10 protein-coding genes are annotated in these 12,311 nt (G+C 73.9%); 6 read left to right on the top strand and 4 right to left on the bottom strand.

Annotated elements, in window-relative coordinates; translation table 11 throughout:
- The first annotated feature begins 201 nt into the window (after nt 1-201).
- Nucleotides 202-858 carry a DUF6518 family protein gene (locus BEP24_RS10400; protein WP_065963072.1) on the top strand — a complete coding sequence of 219 codons (657 nt, stop codon included), beginning with the start codon at nt 202-204 and terminating at the stop codon, nt 856-858.
- A gap of 151 nt (nt 859-1,009) precedes the next feature.
- Nucleotides 1,010-4,399: an efflux RND transporter permease subunit gene (locus BEP24_RS10395; RefSeq protein ID WP_083230280.1), complete on the top strand. Its 3,390-nt coding sequence runs from the start codon at nt 1,010-1,012 to the stop codon at nt 4,397-4,399.
- Between the two features lie 125 nt (nt 4,400-4,524).
- Here the strand turns inward: BEP24_RS10395 and BEP24_RS10390 are convergent, their stop codons facing one another.
- Nucleotides 4,525-4,776: a hypothetical protein gene (locus tag BEP24_RS10390; protein ID WP_065963070.1), complete on the bottom strand. Its 252-nt coding sequence runs from the start codon at nt 4,774-4,776 to the stop codon at nt 4,525-4,527.
- A 157-nt stretch (nt 4,777-4,933) separates the two neighbouring features.
- The gene (locus tag BEP24_RS10385) at nt 4,934-5,944 is read right to left on the bottom strand and encodes an alpha/beta hydrolase fold domain-containing protein (RefSeq protein ID WP_065963069.1); all 1,011 of its coding nucleotides are present in this window, start codon (nt 5,942-5,944) and stop codon (nt 4,934-4,936) included.
- 144 nt (nt 5,945-6,088) lie between these two features.
- Here BEP24_RS10385 and BEP24_RS10380 point away from each other — a divergent pair, with 144 nt between their 5' ends.
- Nucleotides 6,089-6,943 (top strand): PPK2 family polyphosphate kinase, encoded by an 855-nt coding sequence (locus BEP24_RS10380; RefSeq protein ID WP_065963067.1) that lies wholly within the window; start codon nt 6,089-6,091, stop codon nt 6,941-6,943.
- A gap of 265 nt (nt 6,944-7,208) precedes the next feature.
- Nucleotides 7,209-9,218, top strand: coding sequence for a DEAD/DEAH box helicase (locus BEP24_RS10375; protein WP_065963065.1), 2,010 nt, complete (start codon nt 7,209-7,211; stop codon nt 9,216-9,218).
- A gap of 97 nt (nt 9,219-9,315) precedes the next feature.
- On the opposite strand, the gene BEP24_RS10370 is transcribed toward BEP24_RS10375, so the two are convergent.
- Together BEP24_RS10370 and BEP24_RS10365 are read right to left on the bottom strand one after the other, a co-directional pair.
- Complete coding sequence (locus BEP24_RS10370; RefSeq protein WP_065963063.1) at nt 9,316-9,825, bottom strand: DUF664 domain-containing protein; 510 nt, start codon at nt 9,823-9,825, stop codon at nt 9,316-9,318.
- A 37-nt stretch (nt 9,826-9,862) separates the two neighbouring features.
- Nucleotides 9,863-10,324 (bottom strand): MarR family transcriptional regulator, encoded by a 462-nt coding sequence (locus BEP24_RS10365; protein WP_065963060.1) that lies wholly within the window; start codon nt 10,322-10,324, stop codon nt 9,863-9,865.
- A 217-nt stretch (nt 10,325-10,541) separates the two neighbouring features.
- On the opposite strand from BEP24_RS10365, the gene BEP24_RS10360 reads away from it, so the two are divergent.
- The gene (locus BEP24_RS10360) at nt 10,542-11,141 is read left to right on the top strand and encodes a hypothetical protein (RefSeq protein ID WP_065963058.1); all 600 of its coding nucleotides are present in this window, start codon (nt 10,542-10,544) and stop codon (nt 11,139-11,141) included.
- Nucleotides 11,142-11,159: 18 nt separating this feature from the next.
- On the top strand, nt 11,160-12,305 hold the full coding sequence (locus BEP24_RS10355; RefSeq protein ID WP_065963054.1) for a S24/S26 family peptidase: 1,146 nt from the start codon (nt 11,160-11,162) through the stop codon (nt 12,303-12,305).
- The last annotated feature ends 6 nt before the right edge of the window (nt 12,306-12,311 follow it).

The following is a 12,311-nucleotide window of genomic DNA, read 5'->3' as shown; positions in this document are numbered from 1 at the left end:
GTGCGGGGGCGCGCGGGTCGCTCGCGGCGGTGGTCTGAGCCCGCCGCCGCGGTCGGGGGCCGTCGCGGTGGTGCGAGCCCGCGACGGTGGTCCGGGCTCCCGGCGTGCTCCGCTGTGTCATCCCACAGGTGGAGGTCACCGGCACGGTGTCGCCCGGCAGGGTGACGCGGCGGGCTGCCGTCGCCCGTCAGGCTGCTCACCGTGACCCCGATCTCGCCCGCACACCGTGACCCCGCTCCGGTCGTCCCGGCCGTCCCCGCCGCTGCACGCGTGACGATGGCCCTGGCTGCGGCGCTGCTCGTCGGGGTCCTCACCTCGTTCGGGCAGGCGGTCCAGGCGTTCGCCGTCGCGGCCAACTCCGCGGCGCCCTGGTTCGGCGTCGCGGTGCTCCTGTGCCTGCTCGCACGGGTCCGGACCGGCCGCGTCGCCCTCCCGCTCGCGATGCTGCTCGGCGTGGTGCTGCTCGAGCTCATGCACGTCGGGTACTGGGCGGCCACGAACCTGCGCGGCTACCCCGACGTCCTGTCGCCGACCGGCTTCTGGGTGGTGGTCGGGGTCCCGGCCGGGCTCCTCGCCGGTGGGGTCGCCGTCGCCCTGCGCGTCGGTGGTCCCGTGGTGCGCGCGGGTGCCCTCGGGGTCGTCGCGGCGGTGTTCGTCGGCGAGGGGGTGCGGGCACTGCACAGCGTCGCGACCGCCGAGACGCTGCCGGGCTGGATCGCCCAGGTCGTCATCGGGATGGTCGTGCTCGGCGTGGCCGTGTGGACGGCGCCGAGCACCACCGCCCGGACGGTCGCGCTCGTGACCGGGGTCGTCGGGGCCGCCGGGGTGCTGGCCGCGTACCTGCTGCTCGGCGGCTGACCGTCCGCCGGCCGTCCCGGGAGCCGGCCCACCGCGTTGCCCGGTCGCGTCGGCCGACCGCGCAGTCCGGCCGCGCAGCCCGGCCGCGCAGCCCGGCGCTGCCCGGCCTCGGGCGGTCCCGACTCGCAGGGAGTGCTGGGAGGATCGGACGGTGCACTTCCTCTCGGTCTTCAGCATCCGGAACCGCGCGCTCATCGCCCTCGTCACGATCGTCGTCGCGGTGTTCGGCAGCGTCGCACTGACGAACCTCAAGCAGGAGCTCATCCCGAGCGTCGAGTTCCCCCAGGTCGCCATCGTCAGCGCCTACCCCGGGGCGACCCCGGAGGTCGTGTCGAACGACGTCTCGACGAAGATCGAGCAGGCGATCCAGGTGGTCCCGAACCTCGAGTCGACGAGCGCGACCTCGTCGACCGGGCAGAGCGTCGTCTCCGCGTCGTTCGACTACGGTTCGAACCTCGCCAGCGCCGAGGACAAGATCCAGACCGCGGTCAACGCGCTCTCGCTGCCCGACACCGTGCAGACCCAGATCGTGACCGGGTCGTTCGACGACCTGCCGGTCCTGCAGCTCGCCGTCACGGCCTCCGGCAACCAGGAGCAGCTCGTCGACCGGCTGAACGCCACGGCGATCCCCGACCTCGAGAAGCTCGACGGGGTGCGCCAGGCCGACGTCTTCGGCAACCCCGGTCGCCGCGTCGTGATCACCCCGAACGAGGACGAGCTCGCGGCGCGGGGGCTCACCTCGCAGTCGATCTCCGACGCGCTCGACGACAACGGCACGCTCATCCCGGGCGGCACCATCACGCAGGACGGCAAGACGCTCTCGGTGCAGACCGGGCAGCGGATCGCGTCGATCGCCGACATCGAGGCGCTGCCGCTGACGGCGGCGTCCGGCGGGTCGTCCACGTCGTCCTCCGCGAGCACGGGCGGATCCGCGAACGGCGGGTCCGCGACCGGCGGTGCCGGCGGCACCGGCGGTGCCACGGGCGGCGCAGCCGCGTCCGGTGACGGGACCGCCGGGGGATCGGCTGCGGGTGGGACCGGCACCGGGACCAGCGCGACGGGCGGGACGGGCGCGAGCCGGGCCTCCACGGCGACCTCGCTCGGGGACGTCGCGACCGTGCAGATCGAGGAGTCCCCGCGGACGTCGATCAGCCGGGTCGACGGCAAGACCGCGCTGACGATCGCGATCACGAAGACGCAGGAGGCCAACACGGTCGACGTGTCCGAGACCGTGAAGGACGCCCTGCCCGGCATCGAGGCCAAGGTCACCGGCGACCCGCGCTTCACCGTCGTGTTCGACCAGGCGCCCTACATCCAGCAGTCGATCGACTCCCTGGCCGAGGAGGGGCTGCTCGGCCTCGGGTTCGCCGTGATCGTCATCCTGGTGTTCCTGCTGTCCGTCCGTTCGACGATCGTCACCGCCATCTCCATCCCGACGTCGGTGCTCCTCGCGGCGATCGGCATGCAGGCCGCCGGCTACACGCTGAACATCATCACGCTCGCCGCGCTCACGATCGCGATCGGACGCGTGGTCGACGACTCGATCGTCGTCATCGAGAACATCAAGCGGCACCTGCAACCGGGTGTCGACCGCGGCCGGGCCGTGCTCGACGCCGTCCGCGAGGTCGCCGGCGCCGTCACCGCGTCCACCCTGACCACCGTCGCGGTGTTCCTGCCGGTGGCGTTCGTCGCCGAGCTCGTCGGCGAGCTGTTCCGGCCGTTCGCGCTCACGGTCACGATGGCCCTCATCGCGTCCCTGCTCGTGTCGCTCACCATCGTGCCGGTGCTCGCGTACTGGTTCCTCCGCGCGCCGAAGGGCCACGCGCACGCCGCCGGCCGGGCGGCCACGACCGGCTCGACCGGCTCGCTCGCGTCGGGCGCGGACCTGCACGACGCCGGCGCCCCCGACCGCCTGCGCCGCGGGTACCAGCCCGTGCTCCGGTGGGCGATCGGCCGGCCGGCACTCGTGCTCGTGCTCGCGCTGCTCGTCCTCGGCGGCACCGCGGCCGCCGTCCCGTTCGTCAAGACGAACTACCTCGGCGACTCCGGGCAGAACACCTTCACGGTGACGCAGGACCTCGCGGCCGGCACGAGCCTCGACGTGCAGGCGGACGCCGCGCGCAAGGTCGAACGGGTGCTGCAGGACGTCCCCGGCGTCGAGACCGTCCAGACCACCATCGGCACGAGCGGGCAGTCGATCCAGGCGGCGTTCGGCGGCGGGGCGTCGGCCTCGGTGCAGTACAACGTCACGACCGACTCGGCCCGCGACCAGACCACCATCCAGTCGACCGCCCGACAGCGGATCGACCGCATCGACGGCGTCGGCGAGGTCAGCCTGTCGTCGGCCGGCGGCGGGTTCGGCGGGTCGAGCGACATCGAGGTCGACGTCACCGCGCCGACCCAGTCCGAGCTGCAGACCGCCGCGAAGACGGTGCTCGCGAAGATGCGCGGCGTCGACGGCACCACGAGCGCGACGAGCAACCTCGCCGCCGCCGAGCCGTACCTCGCGGTGAAGGTCGACCGCCGTGCCGCCGCCGAGCGGGGTCTCACCGAGACGCAGGTCGGCGGGCTCGTCGCCGCGGCCGTGTCGCCCCGGGACACCGGCTCCGTCGAGATCGACGACGCCACGCTCGACGTCTACATCGCCGACCCCGCGCCGCCGACGACGATCGACGCGCTCCGGTCGCTCTCGATCCCGACGGCGACCGGCGCCGTGCCGCTGTCCGACCTCGCCACGGTCGAGCAGTCCGAGGGGCCGACCTCGATCACGACGTCGAACGCCGTGCGCACGGCGACGATCACCGTGACGCCCGACGCGTCGAACCTCGGGGCCGCGGTGCAGAACGTCACCGCCGCCGTCGACGGGATCGACCTGCCGAAGGGTGCCTCGGCGTCGATCGGCGGTGTCGCCTCGAGCCAGTCGTCCGCGTTCAGCCAGCTGCTCCTGGCCGTGCTCGTCGCGGTGCTCATCGTCTACGTGATCATGGTCGCGACCTTCCGCAGCCTGCGGCAGCCCGTGATGCTCCTGGCGTCGGTGCCGTTCGCCGCCACCGGGGCGCTCCTGCTGCAGATCGTCACCGGCATCCCGCTCGGCGTCGCGTCGCTCATCGGCCTGCTCATGCTCGTCGGCATCGTCGTGACGAACGCGATCGTGCTCATCGACCTCGTGAACCAGTACCGACGCCGCGGGCTGCGCGTGCACGAGGCCCTGGTCGAGGGCGCCACCCGACGCCTCCGACCGATCCTGATGACCGCGCTCGCGACGATCTTCGCGCTGCTGCCGATGGCGATCGGGCTCACCGGGAAGTCCGGGTTCATCTCGCAGCCGCTCGCACTCGTGGTGATCGGCGGCCTGGTGTCGTCGACGCTGCTCACCCTCGTGGTGCTGCCGGCGCTCTACGCCCTGGTCGAGGGGTTCTTCGAGCGGCGGGCCGACCGTCGGGCCGAGGCGGAGCGTCGGGCGGAGCCCGGCGCTGGGTCTGGGTCTGGGTCAGGAGCCGGGGCTGCGGCGCACGGCGAGGCCGAGGCGCCGACGGTCTGACCGGGGCGCGCGCCGGGTCCGATCGTGACCAGGGCGCGCGGGATCCGGTCGTGACGGGGGCGCGGGATCCGGTCGTGACCGGGGCGCGCCGGGTCCGGTCGTGACCGGGGCCGCGACGCCTGGGCTCAGCCCCGGTCGCCGGTCCCGGGCTCGGCCGTCCGGAACCAGGACACGAGCACGCACGTCAGCGTCACGAGGAACACCATCGCGGCGAGCTGGGCCAGCACGGCCAGGTGCCCGGTCGACGCCGCGTACCCGCCGAAGGCGACCGCGGCGACGAACGACAGGCCGAGCAGGAGCTCCACCGCGACGCGCAGCGGTCCCCGGTGCTGCCACTCGGCGGTGGTGCGGGCGGGGCGGGTCGTCGTGTCGGTCACCCCGGCAGTCTGGGCGCGTCGGGACCGGAGCGCCACGCCCGAGTCCGGGGGACACGGACACCGGCCGGCCGAACCGGCCCGGGACCGGCGTCCGACGCTGCCCGGGACCTGTGGCCCGCGCAGCCCGGGACCGGCGGCCGGCACCGCCCGGCCGCCCTCAGTCCAGCTGCCGCCGCAGGAACCCGACGACCCGCTCGCTCATCGCCCGGTCGAGCTGCGCGATCGAGTGCGCCGACCCCTGGACCGCCACGAAGGTCACCGGCACGTCGTGCGACCGGAGCGTCGCCACGAACTCCTGGGACTCCCACAGCGGGATGAACTCGTCGGTCGAGTGCCCGACGAAGAACGGCGGGGTGTCCTCCGTCACGTGGAACCCCGGCGATGCCCGCTCCGCCGCCGGGCAGTCGGTGTACGTCCGGCACCCCAGGTACAGCAGCTGCTTCCGCTGGAACGACGCGGACACCCCGTCGGCGCGGGTCGACCGCTCGGTGAGGTCGGTCGGCCCGCTGAGGTCGACGACCGCCCGGACCCGGTCGCCCGCGGCGTACGCGGCGGACTCGTGGTCCGTGACGGCGGTCATCGCGACGAGGTTGCCCCCGGCGCTGCCGCCGAACAGCCCGACCCGGTCGGGGTCGACGTCGTACGTCGACAGGGTCGTCGGTCGGAACACCCAGTCGAGCGCGCGGCGCACGTCGTCCAGGCCCGCCGGGAACGGGTCGGTCGGGGCGAGCCGGTAGTCGACGTTCACGGTCACGAAGCCCTCGGACGCCAGGTACTGGCACACCGCCCGGTACGCCGCGGTGGCCTTGTCGCCGTGCGACCAGCTGCCGCCGTGGACCATCACCACCGCCGGCCGACCGGAGGACCCGCCACGCGGTCCGCCGCGGCCCTCCGGGGTCGGGGAGCCCGACGGGGTGGGGGTCGCGGTCGTGTCCGGCGCACTGTCCGCGGGCAGGCACACGTCGAGCCGTTGCAGGGCGTCGGACCCGTAGGGCACGTCCTCGACGACGTCGATGCCGGGGTAGCGCAACGACAGCGGGTAGATCACCGCGTCCGCGGTGACCGTGGTGTCCCCGTCGGCGGCCGGGTCGGGAGAGCACGACACGAGCGACACCAGCGCCACGACCGCGGCGAGGAGCGCGAGCGGTGTGCGGCGACCGGACCTCATCGCGTCCACGGTAACCCGGCCGACGACGCGGCACGTCCGCCCACGGGACGACCCCACCCCACCGTCCGGCGGAGACGCCCCGCACCCGAGCACCCACCCGCCGTCCGGGTGCCAGGATGGGGGCCGACCCGTCAGGAGGACCCCGTGAGCCGTCGCAAGGCCTGGAACGCCGACCCCGAGCCCCTGCTGCGCGTCGAGGAGGGGTTCCGCCTCGACCGCGTCGACCCCGACGGCACCCCCGGCTTCGCGGGGCGCAAGATCGACGGGCTCGAGGCGCTCGCCGCCGGGGCCGGTCGGCTGGCCGCCCTGCAGGAACGCCTGCACGCCGCGAGCACCGCCGGAGACGAACGACGGGTGCTCCTCGTCCTGCAGGCGATGGACACCGCGGGCAAGGGCGGCATCGTCTCGCACGTCGTCGGTGCGGTGGACCCGAACGGCGTCCACTACGCGGGCTTCGGCGCACCCACCGCCGAGGAGCGCGCGCACGACTTCCTCTGGCGCATCGAGCGCGAGCTGCCGTCCGCCGGGCAGCTCGGCGTCTTCGACCGCTCGCACTACGAGGACGTCCTCATCCAGCGCGTCCGGGCGATGGCGCCCCCGGAGGAGATCGAACGCCGCTACGGCGCGATCGTCGACTTCGAGGACCGTCTGGCCGAGCAGGGCACGACGATCGTCAAGGTGATGCTGCACATCTCGGCGGACGAGCAGCGCGAACGGCTCGGTGACCGGCTCGACCGTCCGGACAAGCACTGGAAGTTCAACCCGGCCGACATCGACGAGCGGCTGCGGTGGGACGAGTACCAGCAGGCGTACCAGGTCGTGTTCGACCGCACGTCGACCGCGCGCGCCCCCTGGTACGTGGTCCCGGCGAACCGCAAGTGGTACGCACGACTGGCGGTGCAGCAGCTGTTGCTCCGCGCCCTCGAGGACATGCAGCTCACGTGGCCGGCCGCCGACTTCGACGTGGCCGAGCAGCGTCGCAGGCTCGCTGCGTCCTGAGTCGGCGGGACGGCCGGGAGGCGCGCCCCGCCTCCGTCCCGCCGGTCCGGTGACCACGGGGCTGGCCTTCGGGCGCCGGGTCGCGTAGACTCCCTCGGTCGGCCTTCGACACCGCGGCTGCGCGCCGCGGACGTTTTTGGGTGTTGTGTAGTTCGAGGGCTGGAATCACGTCGATCCGACGACGGGATGAACCCCCTCTCCACGTACCGCCCCCGCCGATGTCGCTGCCGGGCTGCGTGGCACGTCCGCACCCCGGAAAGCAGTCATGGCCCCGTACGACAAGGGCGCGAACTCCCGCGCCTCCGACCGAGTCCGCCACGCGAACGGCACCCCCGCCGCCCGTTCGGCCAAGCACCGCGGCTTCCGTGCCGCCGACCCCGCCGCGCCGCGGCAGAAGCAGCGCTGGGACGCCGAGGAGCGTCGTGGACGCGCCGCCCAGGGCGACCGCCCCGCGCGTCCGAACTGGGAGCCGCGCGACCCCACCCGCACGAAGTGGGAGCCCCGCGGCGCGGGACGCCCGACGCGTGGGTCCGACCGTGACGACCGTGCGCCGCGTCGTGACGACGAGCGCGGTGGCCGACGGTTCGACCGCGACGACCGTGCGCCGCGCCGGTTCGACCGTGACGACCGTGCCCCGCGTCGTGATGACCGGGACGCCCCGCGTCGGTTCGACCGGGACGACCGTGCGCCGCGTCGTGACGACCGGGACGACCGTGCGCCGCGCCGGTTCGACCGTGACGACCGTGCCCCGCGCCGTGACGACCGGGACGACCGTGCACCCCGCCGGTTCGACCGGGACGACCGTGCGCCGCGTCGGTTCGACCGCGACGACCGCGCTCCGCGCCGGTTCGACCGCGACGATCGCGCTCCGCGTCGTGACGACCGGGACGACCGTGCACCCCGCCGCTTCGACCGTGACGACCGTGCCCCGCGTCGCTCCGACCGCGACGACCGTGCCCCGCGTCGCTCCGACCGCGACGACCGTGCCCCGCGCTCGACCGGCCGCGACGACGCCGGCCGCGGGTACGTGCCGGCCGACGACGTCAAGCTCGAGAAGCTCCAGGCGGCGTCCACCGTCGCCGCGGACGTCGAGGGCGTGACCTTCGGCGACCTCGGCATCGGCGGCAACATCGTGCGCACCCTCGCCGAGATGGGCGCCGCGAGCCCGTTCCCGATCCAGGCCGCCACGATCCCCGACGTGATCGCCGGCAAGGACGTCCTCGGCCGCGGTCGCACCGGTTCGGGCAAGACCATCGCGTTCGGCGCCCCGCTCGTCGAGAAGCTCATGGAGCACGGCGGCGGGACGAAGCGCAAGATGGGCCGCGCCCCGCGTGCGCTCATCCTGGCCCCGACCCGCGAGCTCGCGCTGCAGATCGACCGCACCGTGCAGCCGATCGCCCGCTCCGTCGGCCTGTTCACGACGCAGATCTACGGCGGCGTCCCGTACGGCCGCCAGGAGGGCGCCCTCGAGCGCGGCGTCGACATCATCGTCGGCACCCCCGGTCGCGTGCAGGACCTCATGAACAAGGGGAAGCTCGACCTCAGCGAGGTCGTCGTCTCCGTGCTCGACGAGGCCGACCACATGTGCGACCTCGGGTTCCTCGAGCCCGTGCGCGAGATCCTCGCCGCGACCGCCGAGGTCACCCCGCAGGGCAACCGCGCCCAGAAGCTCCTGTTCAGCGCCACGCTGGACGCGCAGGTCGCGTCGCTCGTGTCGGAGTTCCTGCACGAGCCGAGCGTCCACGAGGTCGCCGGCGAGGACCAGGCGTCCTCGACGATCGACCACCGCGTGCTCGTGGTCGAGCAGCGCCAGAAGGACCAGGTGCTCGAGGAGCTCGTGGCCGGCCAGGGCAAGACCATCGTCTTCGCCCGCACCCGCGCCTACGCCGAGCGCCTCGCCGACCAGTTCGAGGACGCCGGGATCCGCGCGACCTCGCTGCACGGCGACCTCAACCAGTCCCGCCGGACCCGCAACCTGCAGCTGCTCACGAGCGGCCGGGTGAACGTGCTCGTCGCGACCGACGTCGCCGCCCGCGGCATCCACGTCGACGACGTCTCGCTCGTCGTGCAGGCGGACGCCCCGGACGACTACAAGGCGTACCTGCACCGCTCCGGCCGCACCGGCCGTGCCGGCAAGGAGGGCACGGTCGTCACGATCGTCCCCCGTGGTCGCCGCCGCAAGATCGAGGGCATCCTCGACAACGCCGAGATCGAGGCGGAGCTCGTCGAGGCGGGCCCCGGCGACGGCATCGTGGCGGAGCTCGCCGCGCGCTAGTCGCGACCGGACGACGGAACGGGAGGCGCGGTGCCGGCTGGCACCGCGCCTCCCGTTCCGTCGTGCCGCACCCCGCGCGGACCGCGACGTGCGCGGGTCAGCGCGAGAAGAAGAGCAGGCCGCGCACGTAGCCCGCCTGGCCGGCGTGCTGCGTGCAGTCGTCGAGGATGCTCACCAGACGCGCCCCACGCGTGACGGGCGGGTCCCACGCCTCGTCGACGACCTCGTCGAGGTCCTCGGGCGCGAGCGTGCCGAGGTAGGCGACGGTGCGCTCGTGCACCGCGTGCAGGTACCCGCTGAGCAGCTCGGCGGACGCACGCACCCGACCGACGTCGTCGCGGGACATGCCGTAGCCGAGCGCCTCGGCGGGGAAGGGCAGCCCGAAGCGCTCCACCCAGCCGTCCGCGGTCCAGACCTGCTCGCTGCCGGCGAGGGCCGCGACCTGCGCGTCCTGGCCGCGTGCGGTGTGCCAGGCGAGCCATGCGAGCGTGTTGGCACCGGCGGCGGGTCGGGTCGCGAGCTGGTCCGCGGACAGGCCGTCGAGGGACCGGTCGACGGTCTCGGGGATGCGGGAGAACGCTTCGGTGAGGAGTTCGGACGGGGTCATGCGCCCGACCGTACGCGGCCGGGCCGGGGCCCGACCGTCAGGGACGGTGGCGACGGAGCGCGGCACCGACGCCCGTGAACGCCGCCGCGAGCGCGGCGAGCTCCGACGCCGGGACGCCGTCGCGGAAGGCCTCGCGGTACACGGCGACGACCTCGTCGGCGAGCTGCGCTCCGGTCGGGGTCAGCTGCACGAGGATGCTCCGCCGGTCGCCGGGGTTCGGGCGGCGTTCGAGGTGGCCCCGACGCTCGAGCCGGTCGATCAGCGAGGTCATCGCGCCGGTCGTCAGCTCGAGGTGGTCGGCCGCCTGCTTGGGCGTGAGGCCGGCCCCCTCGGTGCCCGCGACGACCAGGACGAACCGGAGGTCCGTGGCGTGCAGCCCGCGGGCCGCGCTCTCCTGCGTGAGGACGCGGGCGTGCTGGGTCTGCAGCGTCCGGAAGGCTCGGAGGGCGGACGACAGGCCGTCGGTCGGGGTGGGCACGACGGGGGCGGCGATCGTCACGGGTCTCGTCTCGGGTGGTGCCGTCCCGGGTGGACGAACTGTCTCATTCAACAAGAATGTGAACGATCAAGCAACCCCCATCTCCGCTACCAGGAAAAACGTTGTGGAGTCCTCAGGTTCGTCGTACGGTGGTGCGCAACCACCAGGTTCTGCAGCGCGACCAACCACCGCGGGTCCGGGACCGCAACCGATCAGATCACCTTCTCGGAGGACCACCATGTCCCGTGTCTCGCCTCGTGCTGCCCGCATCGCAGCCTGGATCGCCGTCCCCGCCGCCATCGTCGCGTCCGGCGTCGTCGTCTCGACCGCCTCGTACTCGGCGTTCTCGGCCACCACCACGAACCCGACCAGCAACTGGACCGCGGGCAGCGTCGCCCTGACGGACGACGACAACGACACCGCGCTCTTCACCGCGACCAACCTGAAGCCCTCGTCCACCGGCTCCAAGTGCATCGCCGTCACCTCCACCGGGTCCCTGCCCGCCGTCGTGAAGCTCTACGGCACCGGCGCGCAGACGACGAGCGAACTCGCGACCCACACGAACCTGCTCGTCGAGGCGGGCTCCGGCGGCAGCACGTCCTCGTGCACGGGGTTCACCGCCGACGCCGGCCAGCCCGTGTTCACCGGGCTGCTCTCGCAGTTCGGGTCGACCGCGACGAACTACGGCAACGGGCTCGGTTCCTGGGCGACGACCGGCGGTGCCACGTCCCAGACCCGTGTGTACAAGTTCACCTACACGGTCGCCTCGGACACCCCGACCACCGCGCAGGGGAAGACCGCGTCCATCGGCTTCACCTGGGAGGCACAGAACAGCTGATCCGCGACGGGCACCGTGATGGACAGCACCGGCGTGGGCGGGCAGCACCGCCACGCCCGTCCGGACGCCGTGCTCGAGGCCCTCGACTGGACGCGCGTCGTCGTCGGGACGGCCGCGCGCGCGATCGTCGCGACGGTCGTCGGGCTCGCGCTGTGGGCCGCCGCACCGGCGGTCCTGGGGTGGCAGCCCACGACGGTCGTCACCGGCTCGATGGCCCCGAGGCTCACGCCGGGCGACGTCGTGGTCTCGCGCCCCGTGCCCGAGCCCGACGTCGTCCCGGGGCGTGTCCTGCTCGCCGACGATCCCGACCAGCCCGGTCACCTCCGCCTGCACCGCTACGTCGAGGCGCGTGAGGACGGGACCCTCGTCACGAAGGGCGACGCGAACCCGGCGGCCGACTCCACCCCGCTCGACCGGTCGGCCGTGCACGGGGTCGGCTACCTCCGGGTGCCGTGGGTCGGCGTCCCGGTCGCGTGGGCGCACGAGGGGCGGTGGGGAGCCGTGGCCGGTGCCGCGGCCGTCCTCGCCGGTCTGCTCGCGCTGTGCGCGGTGGACGGCGGGCTGCGTCGGGCCGGCCGGGAGGCGCGTGGTGCGTCCGCCCCGTCGGTCCGGTCCGGCGCGGCCCGGTCCGGCGCGGGGCGCGTGCACGGGCGGCGGGCGGCGCGCGGGCGGCACGGCCGTCGGTCCGCGGCGGCAGGGATGTCGCTGGCGGTGGTACTGGCGGCCGGACTCGTCGCGGTGCCGCACGGAGGGGCCGAGGCAGCACCCTGGTCCCGGTCCACCGCGACCCGCTCGAACCTGAGCGCCCTCGCCTACGCGCGTCCGACGCTGACCGCGTGCTCCTCGCCCCTCCTCGGCACGCTCCAGCTCAGGTGGACGTACGACGGGTCATCGGCGCCGGAGCCCGACCGCTTCGAGGTCGTCGACCAGAATGGTCGGGAAGTGGCGGAGGTCCAACGGCCCACCACCGGCGTGACGCGATCAGCACCGGTCCCGACTGACCTCCTGACGCTCCGCAAGTCGTCGACCCTGACGGTCCGGGCGAGCACCGACACGACCACTGCTTGGACGAGCGGGAGCACCAACGCCTGGACGATCTCGACGACGTTGGGCATCCCGTCCTGTGGGTCGGCCACGACGGTTCCACAGGGCGCGACCGGGTGACGGTCG

Source organism: Curtobacterium sp. UCD-KPL2560 (assembly GCF_001705035.1).
In the GTDB taxonomy this organism is placed as follows: Bacteria; Actinomycetota; Actinomycetes; order Actinomycetales; family Microbacteriaceae; genus Curtobacterium.
Note: the sequence above shows the minus strand (reverse complement) of the source record. Positions and strands in the feature narration are given on the sequence as shown.